At 67.5% G+C, this 20,406-nt stretch carries 20 protein-coding genes; 3 read left to right on the top strand and 17 right to left on the bottom strand.

The features are described 5' to 3' along the window. Positions 1–11: 11 nt before the first annotated feature. The 14 genes from GRX31_RS16740 to GRX31_RS16675 all read right to left on the bottom strand — a co-directional run bounded on the left by GRX31_RS16740 (position 12) and on the right by GRX31_RS16675 (position 13,608). Entirely contained in the window at positions 12–1,037 is a 1,026-nt protein-coding gene (locus tag GRX31_RS16740) for an aldo/keto reductase (RefSeq protein ID WP_043792810.1), read from the bottom strand. A gap of 74 nt (positions 1,038–1,111) precedes the next feature. Next, a complete protein-coding gene (locus tag GRX31_RS16735) occupies positions 1,112–2,008 on the bottom strand; it encodes a sugar phosphate isomerase/epimerase family protein (protein ID WP_016450427.1) in 897 nt (298 codons plus the stop codon). 65 nt (positions 2,009–2,073) lie between these two features. Continuing rightward, a complete protein-coding gene (locus GRX31_RS16730) occupies positions 2,074–2,958 on the bottom strand; it encodes a 4-hydroxyphenylpyruvate dioxygenase (RefSeq protein WP_160853792.1) in 885 nt (294 codons plus the stop codon). A gap of 167 nt (positions 2,959–3,125) precedes the next feature. Then, the gene (locus tag GRX31_RS16725) at positions 3,126–4,085 is read right to left on the bottom strand and encodes a Gfo/Idh/MocA family oxidoreductase (protein ID WP_016450429.1); all 960 of its coding nucleotides are present in this window, start codon (positions 4,083–4,085) and stop codon (positions 3,126–3,128) included. Positions 4,086–4,167: 82 nt separating this feature from the next. Next, positions 4,168–5,037, bottom strand: coding sequence for a class III extradiol dioxygenase subunit beta (locus GRX31_RS16720; protein WP_070080319.1), 870 nt, complete (start codon positions 5,035–5,037; stop codon positions 4,168–4,170). Position 5,038: 1 nt separating this feature from the next. Beyond that, positions 5,039–5,497: a protocatechuate 4,5-dioxygenase subunit alpha gene (gene ligA, locus GRX31_RS16715; protein ID WP_016450431.1), complete on the bottom strand. Its 459-nt coding sequence runs from the start codon at positions 5,495–5,497 to the stop codon at positions 5,039–5,041. Positions 5,498–5,545: 48 nt separating this feature from the next. Continuing rightward, positions 5,546–6,463: an amidohydrolase family protein gene (locus tag GRX31_RS16710; protein ID WP_016454682.1), complete on the bottom strand. Its 918-nt coding sequence runs from the start codon at positions 6,461–6,463 to the stop codon at positions 5,546–5,548. Between the two features lie 10 nt (positions 6,464–6,473). Beyond that, on the bottom strand, positions 6,474–7,157 hold the full coding sequence (gene ligK / locus GRX31_RS16705) for a 4-carboxy-4-hydroxy-2-oxoadipate aldolase/oxaloacetate decarboxylase (protein ID WP_012206250.1): 684 nt from the start codon (positions 7,155–7,157) through the stop codon (positions 6,474–6,476). Positions 7,158–7,189: 32 nt separating this feature from the next. Then, positions 7,190–8,218: an amidohydrolase family protein gene (locus tag GRX31_RS16700; RefSeq protein WP_016454681.1), complete on the bottom strand. Its 1,029-nt coding sequence runs from the start codon at positions 8,216–8,218 to the stop codon at positions 7,190–7,192. Positions 8,219–8,255: 37 nt separating this feature from the next. Continuing rightward, entirely contained in the window at positions 8,256–9,632 is a 1,377-nt protein-coding gene (locus GRX31_RS16695; protein WP_016454680.1) for an MFS transporter, read from the bottom strand. Between the two features lie 101 nt (positions 9,633–9,733). After that, positions 9,734–10,858, bottom strand: a complete 1,125-nt coding sequence (locus GRX31_RS16690) for a 4-oxalomesaconate tautomerase (RefSeq protein WP_160853790.1) — start codon at positions 10,856–10,858, stop codon at positions 9,734–9,736. A gap of 180 nt (positions 10,859–11,038) precedes the next feature. Beyond that, positions 11,039–11,554 (bottom strand): hypothetical protein, encoded by a 516-nt coding sequence (locus tag GRX31_RS16685; protein ID WP_074924096.1) that lies wholly within the window; start codon positions 11,552–11,554, stop codon positions 11,039–11,041. Positions 11,555–11,737: 183 nt separating this feature from the next. Beyond that, positions 11,738–12,739, bottom strand: coding sequence for a tripartite tricarboxylate transporter substrate binding protein (locus GRX31_RS16680; protein ID WP_016450437.1), 1,002 nt, complete (start codon positions 12,737–12,739; stop codon positions 11,738–11,740). Further along, positions 12,736–13,608 carry an amidohydrolase family protein gene (locus GRX31_RS16675; protein ID WP_160853788.1) on the bottom strand — a complete coding sequence of 291 codons (873 nt, stop codon included), beginning with the start codon at positions 13,606–13,608 and terminating at the stop codon, positions 12,736–12,738. The genes GRX31_RS16680 and GRX31_RS16675 overlap by 4 nt, the downstream gene beginning before the upstream one ends. Positions 13,609–13,729: 121 nt before the next feature. Between GRX31_RS16675 and GRX31_RS16670 the strand changes: the two genes are divergently transcribed. From GRX31_RS16670 to GRX31_RS16660, 3 genes are all read left to right on the top strand, one after another. Next, positions 13,730–14,617 (top strand): LysR family transcriptional regulator, encoded by an 888-nt coding sequence (locus GRX31_RS16670; protein ID WP_016450439.1) that lies wholly within the window; start codon positions 13,730–13,732, stop codon positions 14,615–14,617. 105 nt (positions 14,618–14,722) lie between these two features. After that, positions 14,723–15,499 carry an SDR family oxidoreductase gene (locus GRX31_RS16665; RefSeq protein WP_016454678.1) on the top strand — a complete coding sequence of 259 codons (777 nt, stop codon included), beginning with the start codon at positions 14,723–14,725 and terminating at the stop codon, positions 15,497–15,499. 731 nt (positions 15,500–16,230) lie between these two features. After that, positions 16,231–16,656, top strand: coding sequence for a Fur family transcriptional regulator (locus GRX31_RS16660; protein WP_016450441.1), 426 nt, complete (start codon positions 16,231–16,233; stop codon positions 16,654–16,656). 100 nt (positions 16,657–16,756) lie between these two features. Here the strand turns inward: GRX31_RS16660 and GRX31_RS16655 are convergent, their stop codons facing one another. Genes GRX31_RS16655 through GRX31_RS16645 form a run of 3 tightly spaced genes read right to left on the bottom strand, consistent with a single transcriptional unit; the run spans position 16,757 to position 20,399 of the window. Then, positions 16,757–18,121 carry a DUF3526 domain-containing protein gene (locus GRX31_RS16655; RefSeq protein ID WP_016450442.1) on the bottom strand — a complete coding sequence of 455 codons (1,365 nt, stop codon included), beginning with the start codon at positions 18,119–18,121 and terminating at the stop codon, positions 16,757–16,759. Beyond that, a complete protein-coding gene (locus GRX31_RS16650; protein WP_016454676.1) occupies positions 18,118–19,545 on the bottom strand; it encodes an ABC transporter permease in 1,428 nt (475 codons plus the stop codon). The genes GRX31_RS16655 and GRX31_RS16650 overlap by 4 nt, the downstream gene beginning before the upstream one ends. Continuing rightward, positions 19,542–20,399, bottom strand: a complete 858-nt coding sequence (locus tag GRX31_RS16645) for an ABC transporter ATP-binding protein (RefSeq protein WP_160853786.1) — start codon at positions 20,397–20,399, stop codon at positions 19,542–19,544. Before GRX31_RS16645 ends, GRX31_RS16650 begins: the two co-directional genes overlap by 4 nt. Positions 20,400–20,406 lie beyond the last annotated feature (7 nt).

Raw genomic sequence — 20,406 nt, 5'->3', positions numbered from 1 at the left:
CTGCGGCGTGTTCAGACGGTCTCGAACGCGTACTTTTCCGTATCCACCTCGCGCTGCGAGGCCACGGCATAGCGGTCGCCCTGGATGCGCTCGGGCTTGAAGAGGTCGTCCAGTTCAGCCAGCAGGGCCGCATCCAGGCGCACGGCGCCGCCGCGCAGGTCTTCGTGCAGGTGGTCCACGCTGGTGGTGCCCGGCAGGGCAATCACATGCTCGCCCTGGTGCAGCACCCAGGCGATGGCCAGCTCGGCCAGCGTGCAGTCGGCGCGCTCGGCAATGGACTGCATGGGCGCGAGCAGCTGCAGGTTCTTCGCATAGGCCTCGGGCGCAAAGCGCGGCATGGCGGCGCGGATATCGCCCTTGACCAGGCCCTGGACCTCCTGGAGCTTGCCGGTGAGGAAGGCGCGGCCCAGCGGGCTGAAGGCCACGTAGGCAATGCCCAGTTCCTTGCAGGCCTGCAGCGTGCCCAGCTCGGCATTGCGCGACCACAGCGAATACTCGCTTTGCAGCGCGGCGATGGGGAAGGTGGCATGGGCGCGGCGCAGCGCGTCGGCGCCGATCTCGGACAGGCCCAGGGCGCGCACCTTGCCCTCTTCCACCAGGCGCGACATCTCGCCCACCGATTCCTCGATGGGCACGCGGCGGTCCCAGCGGTGCAGGTAGTAGAGGTCGATGACATCGGTGCCCAGGCGCTGCAGGCTGTCTTCGCAATTGCGGCGCAGGGTCCTGGGGTGGCCATCGATCACGCGGCGCACCACGCCGTCGTCGCCGCGCACGCCGGCCATGCCGCATTTGCTGGCCAGGGTGATGTGGTTGCGGTGGGACTTGAGCACGGGGCCGACCAGGGATTCATTGGCGCCGAAGCCATACAGCGCCGCCGTGTCGAACAGCGTGACACCGGCGTCCAGCGCCGCATGCAGCACGGCCCTGCTCTGCTCGGGCGACGGCGGATGGCCATAGGCGTGGCTGAGGTTCATGCAGCCCAGGCCGACGGCGCTGACGGAGAAGGGACCCAGGTTTCGTGTGGACAGGTTGGTCATGGTGGCTCACAGGGAAAAGAAGAAAGGGAGCGGCCGGCGCTCCCTTGCAGTGCATTCGCACAACGATTTTGCCGTCAAACCGCAGCGCCCCGCACGCCCGTGCGCGCCCAGGCCGGCAGCGGCACGGGCCGGTGCAGCACGTCGTCGTTGAGCCACTGCGCGCTGCGGCGCGCGCGCTCGGCCACGGTGTCCAGCGGCAGTTGCTGGTAGTCGTCGTTGAAGACCTCGAAGCTGTAGTCGCCACGGTAGCCCAGGCGGTCCAGGCGCAGCACCAGGTCGGCCAGGCGCTCGCTGTGCACGCCCTCGCCCGGAAACACGCGGAAGGTGCGCGCCGTGGCCATGCGTTCCTCGAAGGTGGGCGCGTCATGCCACATGAAGTCGGACAGCTGCACCAGGAAGATCTTGTCGCGGTCGATCAGCTCCAGCGCATCCAGCGGCGTCTTGGCGGCCAGGATGTGGAAGGAGTCCAGGCCGATGCCCAGGTTGGACATGTCGGCGCGGCAGACCACGTCCCAGCTGGTGGTGAATTCGTTGACGTTGCGGCCCCAGGACAGGCCCTCGTAGGCGATCTTCACGCCCAGCGGAATGCCGAGCATGGCCAGCTTGCGCAGGTCGCGCGCAATCACGTCGAGATCGCCCGTGGCATGGCGCGAGGTGGACGAGCAGGCCAGCAGCACGGGGCTGCCGATCTCGGCGCACATCTCCAGCATGGATTTGGCGATGTCCACCTTGTAGTGGTGCAGATGGTCGGACAGGCCCTCGAAGTCGCGCAGCACCTGAAAGCCCGTGGGCCGCAGGCCGCTGGCGCGCACCGCCGCCGCAGCCGCCTTGACGCCGCCCGGGTGGCCGGCCAGGTCGCGCGCGCTGAGCATGACCTGGGTGAAGCCCGCGCGCCGGATGGCGTCGAGCTTGGCCTCCAGCGAGCCATTCAGAGTGATGGTGTCCATGCCATAGCTGTCCAGCAAGCCCATGTTGCCCTCCAGGATCGTTGTGTGTATCGGCGGTTGAATCGGACGGCGGCGCGCCAGGCTTTGCGCTAGGCGTCGCGGTGCACCAGCTCGAACACCACGGTGCCCATGGCGTTGCGCGTGAGCGCGCCGCGGTCATCGGGGTGCAGGCGGCTCGATTCCACGAACTCCACGCCGCGCTGGCGCAAGGCCTGCACGGCAGCAGGCACGTCGGTGGTGCCCAGGCCGATGCGCTGCAGGCGCTCGGGCATGTCGTCCCACTCCAGGCCCGGATCGGGCTCGATGAGCTGCCACAGGAAACGCTTGCAGGGGCTGCGCATGAGCTTGCCCTTGGGCAGGATGCCGAAGCGCTGCGCATCGGGCAGCAGGTGGAAGTCGAACATGCGTTCGAAGTAGGTGATCCAGTCGGCGCTGCGGCCACGCCCTATGTACTGGACCACGCCGAAATAGCCCAGGCCGGCCAGCGCCGGCGGATGGGGATCGGCCCCGGCGATGGGCTTGAAATCGATGTCATAGATGGAGAACTCCTGCCATCGATCGACAAAGTAGAAGCGGCTGCCACCCGGGCCGTGGATGGCCGGAATGTGCAGCTCCATCGCCTGGGCCTGGCTGGGCGCCGCCCAGGCTCCCAGCTCGATGCAGCGCGTATGCGCCTGCAGGGCATCCTGCACGCGCAGCGCCACGGCCGAGATGACGGGCTGCCCGTCGGACGCGGCATGGGCCAGCGCATCGGCAGCGCCCGCATTGACCACCAGGTTCATGTCCCCCTGCCGGTACAGCGTCACCTCGCGCGAGCGGTGCCGCGCCACGGGGCGAAAACCCAGCCCCTCCAGCACCTGGCCCAGGGCCTGGGGCTGGCTGGTCGTGTACTCGATGAACTCTATGCCGTCGATCCCGAGGCGATTGGACACCTCGGGCACGTCTTCCCGGCTGCTGGAGGAGGAATCGGTCATTGCGGTACTCCGGGTGGAAACATGATCGTCGTGCCACGCCCAAGTGGCATCGCTCTCCTACGATCAAATACGCGTAAAACTGGCGCGGCCCAACTCAGAGACACCGAGGAAGGGCCGCCCCGCACCGAGGGTGTCGTCCCCCTTTTAGGGGGAAGACGCGAAGAGGCTCAGGGGGTGAGCTGTTTTTCCAGATCGTGCAGGACCTGATAGCAGGGCAGCACCTGGGCCACGCTGGAATTGGGCTCGCGGCCTTCGCGGATGGCGGCGAAGAACTCGCGGTCCTGCAGCTCGATGCCGTTCATGGACACGTCGACCTTGGAAACGTCGATCTTCTCTTCCTTGCCGTTGACGAGGTCGTCATAGCGCGCGATGTAGGTGCCGGTGTCGCCGATGTAGCGGAAGAAGGTGCCCAGCGGGCCGTCGTTGTTGAACGACAGGCTCAGCGTGCAGATGGCGCCATTGGCGGCCTTGAGCTGGATGCTCATGTCCATGGCAATGCCCAGTTCCGGGTGGATGGGGCCTTGCACGGCGTTGGCCTTCACGATGGGGCTGCCGGCCTGGTAGGCGAACAGGTCCACGGTGTGGGCAGCGTGGTGCCACAGCAGGTGGTCGGTCCAGCTGCGGGCCTGGCCCAGCGCGTTCATGTTGGTGCGGCGGAAGAAGTAGGTCTGCACATCCATCTGCTGGATGTTGAACTCGCCGGCCGCGATCTTCTTGTGCACCCACTGGTGGCTGGGGTTGAAGCGGCGCGTATGGCCGCACATGGCTACCAGGCCGGTCTGCTTTTGCAGATCGGCCACGGCCTGCGCGTCCTTGAGGCTGTCGGCCAGCGGGATCTCCACCTGCACATGCTTGCCGGCCTTCAGGCATTCGATGGCCTGGGCGGCGTGCATCTGCGTGGGCGTGCACAGGATGACGGCATCCACCTCGGGCAGGGCCAGGCTGTCGGCCAGCTCGGTGGTCACATGCTGGATGCCGTACTTGTCGGCCACTTCCTGGGTCTTGGCCAGCTCGCGGCCCACCAGGGAGACGACTTCCACGCCGTCGATGTTCTTGATGCCGTCCAGATGCTTGATGCCGAAGGCACCGGCGCCCGCCAGGGCGACTTTGATGGTCTTGTTGCTCATATGAGTCTCCGTAGAGCCGCCTCAAGGAGGCGAAGGCCCCCTCGGGGGGCAGTGAATACACGCAGTGATGAACGTGGGGGCCTCAGCCGTTCTCCAGGATGAGGTGTCCCACGGCCGTATTGGACGCGGGCACATGGTAGAAGCGGTGGTTGACCTTGGGCAGCGGCGCGGGGCCATCCACATCGGCCATGGCGCCGCGCGCGATCAGCCACATCACGAGCTCGATGCCTTCGGAGCCAGCCTCGCGCACGTAGTCGATATGCGGCATCTTGGCCAAACCGGCAGGGTTCTCGATCAGCAGGTCAAGGAAGCGGTTGTCCCACTCCTTGTTGATCAGGCCCGCACGCGCGCCCTGCAGCTGGTGGCTCATGCCGCCCGTGCCCCAGATCTGCACGTTCAGGTCTTCGTCGAAGCTTTCCACGGCGCGGCGAATGGCCCGGCCCAGGTTGAAGCAGCGCTGGCCCGACGGCACGGGGTACTGCACCACGTTGACGGCAAACGGAATCACCGGGCAGGGCCAGGCGCCCGTGCGCGCGTCCTGCTCGCCGCACATCAGCGACAGCGGCACGGTCAGGCCGTGGTCCACGTCCATCTTGTTGACGATGGTCAGGTCGAAGTCCTGCTGGATCACCGACTGCGCAATGTGGCTGGCCAGTTCCGGATGGCCGACGACCTTGGGCACGGGGCGCGGGCCCCAGCCTTCGTCGGCGGGCTGGTATTCCGCGGCCGTGCCGATGGCAAACGTCGGGATGAAGTCCAGGCTGAACGCGGTCGCGTGGTCGTTGTAGACCAGGAAGATCACGTCGGGCTTGTTGTCCTTGAGCCATTGGCGCGAGTGCTCGAAGCCCTTGAACAGCGGCTGCCAATAGGGGTCGCCCACCTTGCCCAGGTCCATGGCCGCGCCGATGGCGGGCACATGCGAGGTGTAGACGGATGCGGTGATGCGCGCCATGTCAGTTGCCTTCCTTGTTGTTCTTGTCCACGCTGCCGGCCTTGCCCTGCGGCTGGCGGTGGGCCTGGGCATCGCCCTCCTCGCCCACGCGGCGGTTGCCTTCGGCCGAACGGCCTCCGCTCACCATCATGTTGCGGTATTCCTCTTCCGACATGCCGGTCATGGAGCCGGCCATTTGCTGGAAGCTCTTGCCATCCGTGGCGCCGATCTTGGCCAGGAAGTAGATGTTGCCGCCCGTGCGCATGCACCAGTTCAGATCGCGGGCCAGCACGGCCTGCTTCTGCTCCTCGCTCATGGCCCATTCGTCCAGGTAGGCACGCTCGTCGGCCTTGAAGCGCTCGCGGTTCTCGGCCTTCATCAGCGACATGCAGAACTGGTTGAGCCAGTAGCCTTTGCGGGACTGCTCGGCATCGAAAATGATGGTGCCGGGCACGTCCAGATAGGGTTTGTCCAATGCCATGGATATCTCCTTGAATATGTCCGGCACCCAGGCCGGACATGGTCGCCTTCAGGCTTCTTCGGGCCAGTACAGACGCATGGGGTTGTCGACCAGCAGCTTCTTCTGCAGCTCGGCAGTCGGTGCAATGTGCGGGATGAAATCGACCAGCAGGCCGTCGTCGGGCATGTGGTCCTTCAGATTGGGGTGGGGCCAGTCGGTTCCCCACAGCACGCGGTCGGGGAATTCCTCGACCACGCGGCGGGCGAAGGGCACCACGTCGCGGTAGGCATTTTGCTCGCCGTCCAGCGCCTTGGGGCCGGTGACGGACAGGCGCTCGGGGCAGCTGACCTTGCTCCAGACGTTCTGGTGCTCGCGCATGAACTTGAGAAACAGCTCGAACTCGGGCCCGTCCACGGGCTTGCTCACGTCGGGGCGGCCCATGTGGTCCACGACCACGGTGGTGGGCAGGCTGGTGAAGAAATCCCACAGCTCGGGCAGGTCCACGGCCTCGAAGTAGATGACCACATGCCAGCCGAGCTTGGCGATGCGGCCCGCGATCTCCATCAGCTCGTCCTTGGGCGTGAAGTCCACCAGGCGCTTGACGAAGTTGAAGCGCACGCCGCGCACGCCGGCGGCGTGCAGTTCCTGCAGTTCCTCGTCGGTCACGCTGCGGCGCACCGTGGCCACGCCGCGCGCCTTGCCGCCGGCGGCCTTGCAGGCATCGACCATGGCGCGGTTGTCGGCGCCGTGGCAGGTGGCCTGCACGATGACGTTGCGCGCAAAGCCCAGGTGGTCGCGCAGCGCGAACAGTTGCTGCTTGCTGGCATCGCAGGGCGTGTACTTGCGCTCGGGCGCGAACGGGAATTCATCACCAGGGCCGAAGACGTGGCAGTGGGCATCGACAGCGCCTGCGGGCACCTGGAACTTGGGCTTGGAGGGGCCGGCGTACCAGTCCAGCCAGCCGGGGGTCTTTTCAAAAGCGCTCATGTTCCCTCCTTCAATCGATGTAACGAAGGCCGGCCTTTTCGAGCGGCTCGCGCATCTTGTACATGTCCAGGCCCAGCACGCCGGAAGCCAGCTTGGCGCGCTTTTCGCCCTCGAAGCTCTCGCGCTTTTGCGCGGCAGCCAGGGTTTCGGCGGCCTTGGCGGCGGGCACGCAGACCACGCCGTCATCATCGGCCACGATCACGTCGCCGGGCGTGACCCACATGCCTGCGCAGACCACGGGGATGTTGACCGAGCCCAGCGTGGCCTTGATCGTGCCCTTGGAGGAGATGGCGCGGCTCCACACGGGGAAGTTCATTTCCTGCAGCGTCTTCACGTCGCGCACGCCGGCATCGATGATCAGCGCACGCGCGCCGCGCGCCTGGAAGCTGGTGGCCAGCAGGTCGCCGAAGTAGCCGTCCGTGCATTCCGAGGTCACGGCCGCGACCACGATGTCGCCGGGCTGGATCTGCTCTGCGGCCACATGCATCATCCAGTTGTCGCCGGGCTGCAGCAGCACGGTGACGGCCGTGCCCGAGACCTGCTGGCCCGCGTAGATGGGACGCATATAGGGCTTGAGCAGGCCCACGCGGCCCATGGCCTCGTGGACGGTGGCCGAGCCCAGGGCGGCCAGACCGTCGGCGGCCGCGCGGTCGGCGCGCTGGATGTTGCGGTAAACCACACCGAGTTCGTACATGGTGTTCTCCTTGATCTGTGGTGGCGGCCTGCTTACAGGCCCTTTTGCTTGAGGGCGGCGTCCAGGCGCGGGAACACGCGGCGCGCGTTGCCTTCGTAGACCTGGTAGCGCTCCTCTTCGGTGAGGTTGGCCGTGGCCTCGATGTAGCGCTTGGTGTCGTCGTAGTAGTGGCCCGTGGTCGGATCGATGCCGCGCACGGCGCCGATCATCTCGCTGGCGAACAGGATGTTCTTGACCGGGATCACCTTGGTCAGCAGGTCGATGCCCGGCTGGTGGTAGACGCAGGTGTCGAAGAAGATGTTGTTGAGCAGGTGCTCGTCCAGCAGCGGCTTCTTGAGTTCCTGCGCCAGGCCGCGGAAACGGCCCCAGTGGTAGGGCACGGCGCCGCCGCCATGGGGGATCAGGAACTTGAGCGTGGGGAAGTCCTTGAACAGGTCGCTGGTCAGGCACTGCATGAAGGCCGTGGTGTCGGCATTCAGGTAGTGGGCACCCGTGGTGTGGAAGCACGCGTTGCAGCTGGTGGAGACGTGGACCATGGCCGGGATGTCGTACTCCACCATCTTTTCGTAGATGGGGTACCAGGAGCGGTCCGACAGCGGGGGCGAGGTCCAGTGGCCGCCTGACGGATCGGGGTTCAGGTTGATGCCCACGTTGCCGTACTGCTCCACGCACTTGACCAGCTCGGGAATGCAGGTCTTGGGGTCCACCCCGGGCGACTGCGGCAGCATGGCGGCCGGGATGAAGTGATCGGGGAACAGCTGGCTGACGCGGTAGCACAGCTCGTTGCAGATGGCGGCCCAGGTGCTCGATGTCTCGAAGTCGCCGATGTGGTGCGCCATGAAGCTGGCGCGCGGGCTGAAGATGGTGAGATCGGAGCCGCGCTGCTTCATCAGCTTGAGCTGGTTGGTCTCGATGGTCTCGCGGATCTCGTCGTCGCTGATCTTCAGCTCGCTGGCCCGCGGGGCCTTGGACGGGTCCTTGAGTCCCGCGATCTGCAGGTCGCGCCAGGCGCCCAGGGCCGCGGGCGCGGTGGTGTAGTGGCCGTGTACGTCGATGATCATCGGAGGGTCTCCTGCGTCTTTATGGGGTGGAAATGTGTCAATGAAGGGGCGTGGCAGGCACCGCGCCGCCCTGCGGCTCGGGACTGCTGTACTGCTTGATGATGAGGGCGGCCATGGCGATCACGCCAGGAATGGCCACCACGGCAAAGATCTCGCTGAAGGCCATGTGGCGCGCCGACAGCTCGGCCACCAGGAAGGAGCCCGCGATGCCGCCGAAGCGCCCGATGCCCAGCATCCAGGCCACGCCCGTGGCGCGGCCGCGTGTCGGATAGAAGGCGGCGGCCAGCGCCGGCATGGACGACTGGGCGGTGTTCATGATGGTGCCGGCCAGGAAGACGGCCACCACCAGCCAGCCCAGGTGGCCGGCCGTCTGGCCTATCCACCAGATGGAGGCCGCCGTCAGCGCATAGCCGATGGCGATGATGCGGTTGGCATTGAAGCGGTCCATGAGCCAGCCGAACAGCACGGCGCCCACGCCGCCCAGCGGGAACAGCGCCGCCACCAGGGTGCCGGTCTTGGGGTCCAGGCCCGCTTCCTTGAACAGCACGGGCATCCAGTTCATCAGCGCGTAGAAGATGACCAGGCCCATGAAGTAGGCGATCCACAGCATCACCGAGCCCACGCGGTACTGGCGCGACAGCACCACGCCCATGCCGCTGCCGGCCTGGGCCTCGGGCCTGGCCTCGGTCAGCACGAAACGCTGCACGCCCTGCACGGCATCACCGGCAATGCGCGCCAGCACCTTGCGGATGCGATCGGCCGGGTAGTTGTTGGCCACCATGTGGCGCACGGATTCAGGCAGCAGCACGACCAGGGCCACCAGCAGCAGCAGCGGCGCGGCACCGCCCAGGATGAGCACGCTGCGCCAACCGAAATGCGGGATCATCCAGGCCGCCAGAAAGCCGCCGAAGGCCGCGCCCAGCGGAAATCCGCAGAACATGGCGTTGGTCAGCGTGGCACGGCGCGAATCAGGGCAGTACTCGCTCATCAGCGTGACGGCATTGGGCATGGCGGCGCCCAGGCCCAGGCCGGTGACGAAGCGCAGCACGGCCAGGGTCCAGATGTCGGGGGAAAAGCCGGAACCCAGGCAGGCCACGGCAAACACCGCGACCGAGCCCACGAGCACGGTCTTGCGGCCCAGGCGGTCGGCCAGCGGGCCCGAGAAGATCGCGCCTGCGGCCAGGCCGAACAGCGCAGCGCTGAGCACGGGCGCCAGCGCGGGCTTGCTCACGCCCCATTCGGTGATCAGCGAGGGCGCGATATAGCCGATGGCCGCCGTATCAAAGCCATCGAGCAGAACGATCAGGAAACACAGCGCAAAGATCACCCACTGGAATCCCGAAAACGGGTGCTCGTTGAGCAGGGTCTGCACATTGACGCCGGTTGCTGCGGCGTCCTTCTGGACGGATGTCATGACTTGTCTCTTCCACTGTCTCTCAGCCTGGCGGATACCGCATCTGCGCGCGCGGCCCGCCCCTTGCACCGCAGGGGCCGGCAAGCCCCTGCGCTGTTTCTTCAGTCCTGCCTGCGGCCGTCCCAGACCGAGCGCGGCACCATGACCTCGCCACGCATCAGCAGGCGCGCCGTGCGCAGCAGGGCCGCCTTGGTCACTACGTCGGGATGGGCCGGGTCGCTGTCCAGCGTGACGCTGAACTCGCCCGTGGGATGCTCCACCGAGACGGTGAGCGGACCCGTGCCCTGCTGCAGCTGTGCCACGCCCTCGCACACGGTGCCCGGCATCTTCACCGCCGTGCCCACGGTGACGGCCGCCAGCACGCCGATGGCGTCATGGCAGACATGGGGGATGAAGCTGCGCGTGGTCAGCGCGCCGCCATGCTGGGGCGGCGCGATCAGCGTCATCTTGGGATAGTTCTTGGCCGAGACATCGCCCAGGCCCATGGTCTGTGAGATCTGCAGGCGCAGCGCCTCGATGCGGCGCTTGAGGTCGGTGTCGGCGTTGAGCTCGGCCACGGTCTCCTGCCCGGTGGCGCCCACATCGGACGCCTTGAAGATCACCAGCGGCATGCCGTTGTCTATGCAGGTGACGTCGAGCGTGAAGGGCTCGACCCCCTCGCCCGTCACCGTGACCGTGTCCCGGGGCTTGCCCGTGGGCAGCAGGCCAGAGCAGACCGAGCCGGCCGTGTCCAGGAAACTGATTTCGATGGGTGCCGAACTGCCGGGCGCGCCGTCGATGCGGGCCGAGCCTTCGTACTCCACCTGGCCGCCGGGCGTCTGCACGGTGATGTCGGCCGCCATGCCGGTGTTGAGTGTCAGCACGCGGAAGGTGCTGGTCTCGCCACGCGGCTGCACCATGCCGGTCTCCAGCGCAAAGGGAACCACGCCGGCCAGCATGTTGCCGCAGTTGGGCGTGGTGTCCACCGTGTCCTTGTCGGGCTGCAGCTGGGCGAAGAGGAATTCGAGGTCTATGCCCTCCTTGTCGGAGAGGCTGACGATGCCGACCTTGCTGGTCAGCGGATGGGCGCCACCCACGCCGTCGATCTGGCGCCTGTCGGGCGATCCCATGGCCGCCAGCAGCACTCGGTCGCGCGTGGGCAGGTCGGAGGGAAGATCGCTGGCCCGGAAGAAAGGGCCCTTGGAAGTACCGCCCCGCATCAGCAGGCAGGGAATGGCCGTTTGCATGGCTGTCTCTATCAGTATGGGTATGACAGCTATTGTGAGCATGGCGCGGGCCAGGCACTACTGGGCAAGCCCGCTAGCAGCTATAGCAAACCGGCATAGCTCAACGCCAAGCCTGGGCCGCAGGCTGCGACGCCGGGGCGCCGCAACTGCTTGATACAACTTATTGGGGCGCAGTGACGCTCAATCGCGGTCATGGCCCCGGCCGCGATCATGGCCATGCCCGCGGCCGCGGTGGTCGTCGTGGCGGTCATGCCGATCGTGGCGGTCGTGGCGGTCCCAGCGGCGGTCATCGCGGCGGTGCTCCCATTCGCGGTGGCGGCGCTCCTCGCGCCAGCGAGGATCGTGGCGCGGCGGCCCGGCGCGCCAGTGCGGCGGCGGATTGCGCAGGAAGTACACCGGGCGGCCGCAGGCACCGTAGCGTGCGCAGTGCTTGCCCCAGTGCTTGGCATGGCCGGGCGGCACCCACATGTAGACCGGCGGCGGGGCCATGGGCGCCGGCGCGATGATGACGGGCCGCTGGTACAGCAGCGGCGGAGGCGGGGCATTGCCTATGTCCACGGTGCCGTAGACACCCGGAGCCAGCTGGCCCGAGACCGAGCCGCTGATATAGGTCTGCGCCTGGGCCGCAAGGGCCGAGCAGGCCAGCGCAAAGGCGGCCGCGGCGCGCAAGGTGGATCGCAAGGTAAGCATGGCCATGTTCTTTTGAAGGGGTGAAACAGGAAAGGCCCCGTTTCTACCAAGCGCCTGGGGCCGCATGGGCCGTTGCGCCTGAAAAGGTGTAAGAACCCGTTCAAGCCAGCGCCCGTTCCTGCTCAACGCGCCAGGGCTGCCTGCGGTGTACAGCAGACCGCAATGGTCCGCTTTCTGGCCTGCACGCGCTCAGTCCAGCTTGAGCCGCGAGTCCTTCACCACCTTCTGCCATTTGGCGATCTCGGCGCGGCGGAATGTCTCCAGCTCGGCCGGCGTGGAGCCTATGGGCTCGGCACCTATGCCAGCGAGCCGCTCCACGATGGCAGGCTCGCGCAGCACCTTGGCCAGCACCGTGGACAGCCGGTTCACGATGGCGGGCGGCGTGCCGGCCGGCGCAAAGATGGCGTTCCACTCGTAGGTCTCGTAGCCGGGCACGCCTGACTCGGCAATGGTCGGCAGCTCGGGCGCGGCCTTGGAGCGCTCCAGCCCGCCCACGGCCACCGCGCGCAGCTTGCCGGTCTTCACGTGCTGCCAGGCCGAGCCCATGCTGGCAAACATCAGCGGCACCTGGCCCGACATCACGTCCATCATGGCCGGGCCGCCGCCCTTGTAGGCCACATGGTGCAGCTGCGTCCTGGCCAGCAGGTTGAACAGCTCGCCCGCCAGGTGCTGGGCCGAGCCCGGGCCTGCCGACGCAAAGTACAGATGCCCGCCCGCTTCGGAGCGGCCGGCCTGGATCAGGTCCTGCACGCTCTTGATGGGGGACGATGGCGCCACCACCAGCACATTGGGCACGCGCAGCAGCAGCGAGACCGGCGCGAAGGCCTTGAGCGTATCGAACTGCATGCGCGCATGGATGGCGGGATTCTGCGCGTGGTTGGAGGCATCGAGCATCAGGGTGTAGCCGTCGGGCTGGGCCTTGGCCACCTGGGCGCCGCCGATCATGCCGCCTGCCCCGCCCCGGTTCTCGATCACCACGGGCTGGCCCAGCTCGGCAGACAGACGGGGGCCGATCAGGCGCGCCACCACATCGACCGTGCCGCCCGGCGGATAGGTCACGACCAGGGTGACGGGGCGCTCGGGGTAGTTGGCCGCTGCAGCCGCAGCGGCTGGCGCGGCCATGCCGGCAACGGCCGAGATCAGGCCTGCGGCCGCCCACAGGCCGGCGGTGCGTCTGGACAGGGATTTCATGGTGTGTCTCCTTGGGTTTGAATCGGGCTCGGAAATCGGAACAGCTCGACGGCGCTGCGGCCCAGCACGGCCTGCAGCGAGGCGGCATCGTCCAGCGGGTCCAGCCAGTCGTGCATCCAGCGCACGGCCGCCGGATAGCTGGCCTGGCCCGCGTGCTGGGTGTGCGGCCAGTCGCTGCCCCAGAGCAATCGCTCGGCCGCAAAGGCCTGCAGCAACTGCGCGGTGGCCTGCCGCCCCGAGGCGGCGCAGTCGGCGGCGGGCCAGATGCGGTAGGGCGCGGACAGCTTGACCCACACACGGCCGCTGCCGGCCTGCTGCAGCAGATAGCCAAAGCCAGGGTCGCGCACGCCCAGGGCCGGGTCAGGACGCCCGAAGTGGTCGACCACCACGCGGCAGCCGGCCGCCAGCAGGGTGGGCAGCAGGTCAGGCAAGCGCCCGGCCTGCAGGTGCAGCTCCACATGCCAGCCCAGGGTGTTGGCCTGCTCCAGCACGCGGCGCCAACCGGGCGCATTCAGATCGGGCAAAGACAGGCCGATCAGGTTCAGGCGCATGCCCACCACGCCGGCATCGGCCAGGGCCTGCAGTTGTTCATTGCCCGTGCGCTCATCCACCACGGCCACGCCGCGCAGGCGATGCGGCTGGGCGCGCAGCGCCTGGAGCAGGTAGCTGTTGTCCGTGCCCAGAAAGCTGGGCTGCACCAGCACGCCATGGGCCAGGCCGTGCGTGTCCAGGAGGTGCAGATAGGTGCCCAGGGGCGCGTCCTCGTCGGGCGCGTAGCGGCGCGCATCCGGCATGGGCAGGCCACGCTCGAAGACATGGGCGTGGGTATCGACGCTGGACGCAATGGCGAACCGGGGCACGGCAGACACGGGAAGAACTCCTTGTGGGTTGCGCCACGCAAAGCGCGGCGCTGGGGCATGGGGCCGGATTCTAGGAACGGGGGGTATATATTTCCATTCTTCAAAATGGATTTATTCATACCGGATCAATATGGAAACCCGGCATCTGCGCTACTTTCTGGCGGTGGTGGACCAGGGCAGCGTCAGCCGCGCAGCCGACTGGCTGGGCATTGCCCAGCCCGCGCTGAGCCAGACCCTGGCCCGCATGGAGAAAGACCTGGGCGTGCAGCTGTTCCAGCGCTCGCGCCAGGGCGCCCTGCCCACGCCGGCCGCCCTGGCCATGCTGGATGACGTGCGCACCAGCGTGGCCCGCATAGATGCCGCCGCCAGCCGCGCGCGCGAGATCGCCAGGGGCAGTGCAGGCCAGCTCACCGTGGGCCTGGTGTCTTCGGCGCTGTTCGGCACCCTGCCCCGCGCCCTGCGCGCGCTGCGGCAGCAGGCGCCCGGCGTGCGCGTCATCCTGCGCGAGATGAGCAATGCCGAGCAGGCCGAGGCCCTGCAGACCGGCGCCATCGACATCGGCCTCATGCACACACCCGTGGCCGTGGGCGGGCGCATGCGCGAGCGCCAGCTGCTGCGCGAGCGCCTGGTGGCCGCCGTGCCCGACGAATTCCAGATCGGCGAGGACGGCCAGGTCAGCCTGGCGCAGATCGCCGAGGCCGGGCTGGTCATGTACCCGCAGGCCCAGCTGCCCGTGCTGCACGCCGGCATCCTCGACGCGCTGCGCAAGGCAGGCCACGAAGCCCATGTGGCGCAGGAGGCCAACCGGACCCTCACCGTGCTGGCCTGCGTGGCAGGCGGCTGCGGCGTGGCACTGCTGCCCAGCTGGATACGCTCCATGGACTTTCGCGGCGTGCGATTTTGCGAAGTGCGCGATGGCCGGTCCCTGCCCAGCCTGGACCTCAGCGCCATCTGGCCCGCACGCTCCACGCCCACGCTGGCCGACCTGTTCGCACACCTGGACCTGGGCAAAGACTGAGTGCGGCCCGCATTGGCGCCGCACCGGTGCAAGAAACGGGATGCGCCCGCGCCTGCGCCGCACTACAAACCGCTTTCCCTCATTCACGGAAAGAAAAGGTGCCAGATGCAGCCATCGTCACAGCAACTCCACGGAAAAGTCGCCCTCATCACGGGCGCCAGCTCAGGCATAGGCCGCGAAGCCGCCAGGCTGTTCGCACGCCACGGCGCCAGGCTGGTGCTCACGGCCCGCCGCCAGCCGGAACTGCAGGCCCTGGTGGCGGAGATAGAGCAGGACGGCGGCCAGGCCATCGCGCTGGCCGGCGACGTGCGGGACGAGCCGCTGGCCCGGGCCCTGGTCGAAACCGCCACGGCGCGCTTTGGCGGCCTGGACATCGCCTTCAACAATGCCGGCATGACGGGCGATCCCTGCGCCCTGCCCGACCTGTCGCTGCAGGCCTGGCAGGAGGCCATCGCCACCAATCTCACCAGCGCCTTTCTGGGCGCCAAGCACCAGATACCAGCCCTGCTGGCACGCGGCGGCGGCTCGCTGATCTTCACCTCCACCTTCGTGGGCTACACGGCGGGCCTGCCCGGCATGGGTGCCTATGCCGCCAGCAAGGCCGGCCTCGTCGGCCTCACCCAGGTCATCGCGGCTGAATACGGCCCCCGCGGCCTGCGGGCCAACGCCCTGCTGCCCGGCGGCACCGACACGCCCATGGGCCGCGCCAGCACCCCCACGCCCGAGGCACGCGCCTTTGTCGAAAATCTGCACGCCCTCAAGCGCCTGGCCACACCGGCGGAGATTGCAGCGGCAGCGCTGTTCCTGGCGTCGGATGCATCCAGCTTCGTCACGGGAACGGCCATGGTGGTCGATGGTGGTGTGTCCATCCAACGGACTTGAAGCAGAGCCCCGCCAAAGCCGTCGCGGCAATGGCGGCCCGCTCGGATCTTCCGGTCGCCTGCGGCGGCTTTATCAGGGGAGTTTTGAAAGTGGCATTCCTGCCCCAATAATTCCCCTGGAAACGATGCTTGCGCTTTCGCTGTTCATTCCCGCATCGTGGCCAAGGAGCTGGCTGATGTTTTCTGACCACGCAATTCACGACGAAGCAACTGCGGCAAATGGTGCCCGGATGCTGAATCGACATGTGGTGACATGAACCATTACGGGATGGCCGCACCTTTCTTCCAGGGAATGGATGATGGACAAACGAGGTGCATTGAGGCAATCTGCTTGAATCGGTAATACACTGCCCATGCAATCCATTGCATCGCGTCTCCAGCAGTTACCGTCGGATTCAGGACCTGCGCGAAGTCCCGCACAACCCTTGTTTCAAGCATTCTTCAGACAATAGATCAATTACATCCCATTACAGCATTGTGGACGGCTATGGTATTTAACCTTCGCACAAGGTCCATCGAATGCTCACGACATATACTCGCGCAAAACCGCAAGAATGGAATACCTGTTGTCCGTCCGATGTGATTTTTTCTCTTTGAAGAAAAGAACCGTTGCAGGGATTGCATCCCCATGCTTGCAGGAGCTACAGGCAGGCACAGTTCCATTTCGGCTGTGAGCGTTCGTGAACACTGATTAATCGCTTCGAGATTGTTATAGTAAATAACGGAACTACCATGACTAGACACACTCAGCCCATCGTGGAGCGCTTGTTCAGGCCAATGGAACGCTCGACCCGCCAGCGCAGTTCGATACGCACGGTCATGGAAGAGGCCGGGCGCCCCCTGCTCCCCGCTGAAATCCTGGGCGCAGCGCAGCGCGAGGTGCCGGCCATCGGTCTGGCCACGGTGTACCGCAACATCAAGCAATTGATGGAAGCCGGTGAGGTGCAGGCCGTGGACCTGCCCGGCGAGGCCACGCGCTACGAACTCAGCGGCCGCGCCCATCACCACCATTTCCGCTGCATGAGCTGCAACCGCGTGTTCAACGTGCCCGGTTGCCTTGGCGACATGCAGCGCATCGTGCCCGAAGGCTTTGTGGTGGAGCGCCATGAGATGACGATGTACGGCATCTGCAGCGACTGCCACCAGAACGTGCAGTAGCGGCGGGCCCCGGGCCTCAGGCCCAGGCATCGGCAAGCCGACAGCCATGGCGCAGGCCTTCCCTGCGCCATGGCTGTTTCTTTTTCCCCGGTCCGCTGCCTCAGCGCCTGCCCGGCCGCACGCGGCCTGCGGCAACGCCCCCGGCCAGCAAGGCCAGCGCAGCCACCGCCCAGAGCATCGCCACCTGGCCCCAGGTCTGCGGCGCATGGCGCGGACTGGCCGTGAAGACCGGCTGCGCTGCAAAGTCCTTCGCGCCGAATGGACGGTCCTCGAACAGATAGGGATAGAAGAAAGTCCGCAGCCGCGCATGGAAGGCGGCAATGTCGTCCTGGTAGGCCAGCTGCGCCAGCAGGTCGGTGCCGGCCTGGCGGTGCAATGCGGCCTGCACGCCCACGCCGGGCAGCAGCCAGCCCAGGCGCCCGGTCCAGGCCTGGCGCGCCTGCAGGCCTTCCCGATAGGCGGCGAACTGGGGGGCGACGCTTTCATCACCGAGCTGCTGGAAGGCGTAGTACCACTTCCAGTGAAAGCCCGCAGGCAGCGGCGCGGTGTTGCGCCATTCGGGGTGGTTGCGGAAGAAGCGCTCCATGGTCTGCTCGCGCGGCAGGTCCCAGGCACCATGCACGGTCTGGCGCTGGGCCAGCATCAGCTCCACGCCCTGGCTCACGGGCACGGCGCGCGACAGCGCGGCATTGGCCAGCGTGGGCAGCACCAGGGTCAGCACGGCCCAGCAGCCCATGAGGGCCATGGCGTTGGCCACCGAACTGCCGCCCAGCGTGGCGACCACCAGGCACAGCCCGCTCCAGAAGGCCACATAGGCCGTGGCGCTCAGCAGCACGGAGGCGATGGCGCCCGCCTGCGCCCCGCTGGCCAATGCCCCTGCCAGGGCCGGCAGCGCCAGGCATGCCAGCAACAGCACCGAACGCAGGCCCGCACGGCGCAGCCACAGCCGGCGCCCGCTGCCGGGCATGGCCTGAAGCGTGCCCAGGCGTCCCGATTCGCGCTCGCCCGAGACCAAGTCGTAGAGCAGTGCAATCAGGAACAGCGGCGCCAGGTAGACCAGCACAAAGGCGAAGTCGAAGCGGCCCGCCAGCGCCAGTTCGGGGTTGAAGCTCTCGCCTTCATGCAGCTGCGCCTGCAGCGCCAGGGCACGCACGCGCAGCACATAGGGCGCGGCATCGCGCAGGCCCAGGGCGAGGAAGGCCGTGGACGACGGTGCATCCCAGGTGCTGTGAAAGCCGTAGTAGGCCACCGAGCCCGCATCGCCGGACTGTGCATGCCGACCTGCCTGGGCCGCCATTTCCTGCTGCTGCATTTGGGCCAGACGGTCCAGGGTCTGGCGCTGCGACGAGATCTCGCGCAGGCCCGACAGCACGGCCAGCGTGGACAGCAACAGCAGCAGGGCCAGGGCGCACAGCGCCAGGCGCGAGCGCGTCAGAAGACGCCATTCATGTCGTAGCCAGCTCATCGCACCACCCTCCCCAGACGTTGCGTGGCCACCAGCAAGGCGGCCGCCAGCGCCGCCAGCCATCCCAGCAGCACGCAGGCTGCGGGTGCCGCGCGGCGCAAGGCCGCCAGCGGCGGATCGGGCTCGTGATGGAAGTCGGAGACGCCGCGCCAGTGCTCGTGGCTGATGCGGTTGTCTCGGCTGGAACGGTCACCCGCGTAGCTGAGCTTGTCCACCTGCAGCTGGTTGAGCGCCTGCACCATGCGGTAGCGATGCTGCTCGGCCTGCTCCAGAAAGCGCCGATAGCCTTGCAGGTCGGTGCCGGCCACGGCCATGGACAGGCGGCGCAGCGCAATCAAGGGGCTGACCAGGGCAAAGCCGTCGGCGCTGCGCAGTTGCCGGGCCTGCAGATCGAAGCTGGCCTCGGCATGGCGCCTGAAGAGCTCGCTGGTCAGCCGCTCGCCCTCCATGCCGACCAGGCCCTTGTAGTTGACGGGCAGATCCTCCACACGCGACACGCCGTACTGCGCAAGCACTTTGGCGCGAAAGGCGGCGAAGTAGGGATCGTCGGGATTGTGGCTGTCGCCCAGCGCCGCCAGCTCGCGCGCCGTGGCGATGTCGGTCTCGAAGCGCGTGGGCAATGCCAGGGCCGCGCCCACCAGCTCCGGCGCCAGCCGGGGCACCAGCACCACTCCAATGGCCCAGGCGGCCAGCAGGGCCAGCAAGGCATCGCGCCCGCGCCGCATGAGGGCCGAGACCGCGGTGATGCCCACGGCCCACAGCAGCAGCCACAGCACATGGCCAGCCGCCAGCGCGGCCACCAGGCTGATGGGCACGGGCGTGGCCACCGCCATCCAGGCCAGGGCCAGCAAGGCGGGCAGCAGCACCAGGGCCGCCACGCCCGTCAGCGCCAGCAGCTTGCCGGCCACGAACTGCCGCATGCCCACGCCCTGGGCCAGCAGCACGCGCAAGGTGCCGGCCTCGCGCTCTCGCGCGATGCAGGCATGGCCCACGAAGATCAGCAGCAGCGGTGCCAGCACCTGCAGCACAAAGGCCGGCGTGAGCTGGCCGAAGCGCAGCAGCAGCGACGACTGGCGCACATCGCCGAAGTTGGCGCTGTTCTGGCGGTGGCCTTCGAGAAACAGCGTGTGGCCGGTGTAGGCGTCTATGCCCGCATCGAAGGCCGCCAGCGGATTGAGCGGGCGGAACACGAAATGGCCGTAGTGCACCATGCGGTGCGGATGGCGGTCGGGCTGGGCCTCGAACTCGTGGTCCACCTGCGACTGGTGGCGTTCGCGCTGGGCCTGGGCCGCGCTGCGCTGGTCCCAGGCGGTGAAGGCGGCAGTAGCACCGAGCAGCAGCCACAGCACCATGCCCAGCACGGCCACGCGGTCGCGCAGCAGCAGGCGCCATTCCTCGCGTGCAATGGTCCAGGCCGTGCTCATGCCGCGGCCCCCTGCACGCCTGCGCCTGCGCCTGCGCCTGCGCCTGCGCCTGCGTCTGCGTCTGCGTCTGCGTGTGCGTGTGCGTCTGCACTCGCACCCGTACCTGTACCCGCGTAGTGGCGGTGCAGTGCCCGCACGTCAAAGCGCTCTTCCCCACGGGCCGCCACCTCCTCCACCAGCCTGCCGCCCGCGATGAAGCCCATGCGGTCGGCCACATCGGCCGCCCCCAGCAGGTCGTGCGTGACCATGAGAATGGCCACGCCCTGGCCGCGCAGCTGCGTGATCAGCCGGCTGAATTCGGCCGTGGCCTGCGGGTCCAGGCCCGAAGTGGGTTCGTCCAGCAGCAGTGCCGGCACCTTGCGTGCCAGCGCCAGCGCAATGGCCACCTTCTGCCGCATGCCCTTGGAAAAGCCCGAGACGCGCCGGTCATGCGCGGCCGCATCCAGCCCTGCAGCGGACAAGGCCTGGCCGATGGCATCCCTGCTGGCGGGCTGGCCCGCCAGGTCCAGCAGATAGGCCACGTTCTCGCGCGCGCTCAGGTGCTCGTACAGCGCCACGTTCTCGGGGATATAGGCGATCAGGCCGCGCGCCTGCGCGGCAGCCGTCACCGGGTCCACGCCCTGCACGCGCACCTGGCCGCTGCGCGGCCGCACAAAGCCCAGGAACAGGCTCAGCGTGGTGGTCTTGCCCGCGCCGTTGGCGCCCAGCAGCGCATAGATCTCGCCGGCATGCACGGCCAGGTCCAGGCCCTGGAGGATGGTGCGCTCGCCATAGTCCACCACGGCGCCCAGTGCTTGGAGCACGGGCGAGGAGGCAGAAGTGGGGTTGGAAGAAACAGGAAGGGATGGATGCATGGCGGGG

Source organism: Delftia sp. CH05 (assembly GCF_009827015.1).
Lineage (GTDB): Bacteria > Pseudomonadota > Gammaproteobacteria > Burkholderiales > Burkholderiaceae_C > Comamonas > Comamonas tsuruhatensis.
The sequence above is the reverse complement of the archived record's forward strand: the minus strand, read 5'-3'. Positions and strand labels throughout refer to the sequence as shown.

Bases quoted from the DNA above. Each gene is read 5' to 3' on its own strand.
- GRX31_RS16670 (WP_016450439.1), top strand. From the start codon at position 13,730: ATGGAAACCCGGCATCTGCGCTACTTTCTGGCGGTGGTGGACCAGGGC.
- GRX31_RS16690 (WP_160853790.1), bottom strand. From the start codon at position 10,858: ATGCAAACGGCCATTCCCTGCCTGCTGATGCGGGGCGGTACTTCCAAG.
- GRX31_RS16665 (WP_016454678.1), top strand. From the start codon at position 14,723: ATGCAGCCATCGTCACAGCAACTCCACGGAAAAGTCGCCCTCATCACG.
- GRX31_RS16680 (WP_016450437.1), bottom strand. From the start codon at position 12,739: ATGAAATCCCTGTCCAGACGCACCGCCGGCCTGTGGGCGGCCGCAGGC.
- GRX31_RS16685 (WP_074924096.1), bottom strand. From the start codon at position 11,554: ATGGCCATGCTTACCTTGCGATCCACCTTGCGCGCCGCGGCCGCCTTT.
- GRX31_RS16740 (WP_043792810.1), bottom strand. From the start codon at position 1,037: ATGACCAACCTGTCCACACGAAACCTGGGTCCCTTCTCCGTCAGCGCC.
- GRX31_RS16695 (WP_016454680.1), bottom strand. From the start codon at position 9,632: ATGACATCCGTCCAGAAGGACGCCGCAGCAACCGGCGTCAATGTGCAG.
- GRX31_RS16655 (WP_016450442.1), bottom strand. From the start codon at position 18,121: ATGAGCTGGCTACGACATGAATGGCGTCTTCTGACGCGCTCGCGCCTG.
- GRX31_RS16730 (WP_160853792.1), bottom strand. From the start codon at position 2,958: ATGACCGATTCCTCCTCCAGCAGCCGGGAAGACGTGCCCGAGGTGTCC.
- ligA (WP_016450431.1), bottom strand. From the start codon at position 5,497: ATGGCATTGGACAAACCCTATCTGGACGTGCCCGGCACCATCATTTTC.
- GRX31_RS16645 (WP_160853786.1), bottom strand. From the start codon at position 20,399: ATGCATCCATCCCTTCCTGTTTCTTCCAACCCCACTTCTGCCTCCTCG.
- ligK (WP_012206250.1), bottom strand. From the start codon at position 7,157: ATGTACGAACTCGGTGTGGTTTACCGCAACATCCAGCGCGCCGACCGC.
- GRX31_RS16725 (WP_016450429.1), bottom strand. From the start codon at position 4,085: ATGAGCAACAAGACCATCAAAGTCGCCCTGGCGGGCGCCGGTGCCTTC.
- GRX31_RS16660 (WP_016450441.1), top strand. From the start codon at position 16,231: ATGACTAGACACACTCAGCCCATCGTGGAGCGCTTGTTCAGGCCAATG.
- GRX31_RS16720 (WP_070080319.1), bottom strand. From the start codon at position 5,037: ATGGCGCGCATCACCGCATCCGTCTACACCTCGCATGTGCCCGCCATC.
- GRX31_RS16735 (WP_016450427.1), bottom strand. From the start codon at position 2,008: ATGGGCTTGCTGGACAGCTATGGCATGGACACCATCACTCTGAATGGC.
- GRX31_RS16700 (WP_016454681.1), bottom strand. From the start codon at position 8,218: ATGATCATCGACGTACACGGCCACTACACCACCGCGCCCGCGGCCCTG.
- GRX31_RS16650 (WP_016454676.1), bottom strand. From the start codon at position 19,545: ATGAGCACGGCCTGGACCATTGCACGCGAGGAATGGCGCCTGCTGCTG.
- GRX31_RS16710 (WP_016454682.1), bottom strand. From the start codon at position 6,463: ATGAGCGCTTTTGAAAAGACCCCCGGCTGGCTGGACTGGTACGCCGGC.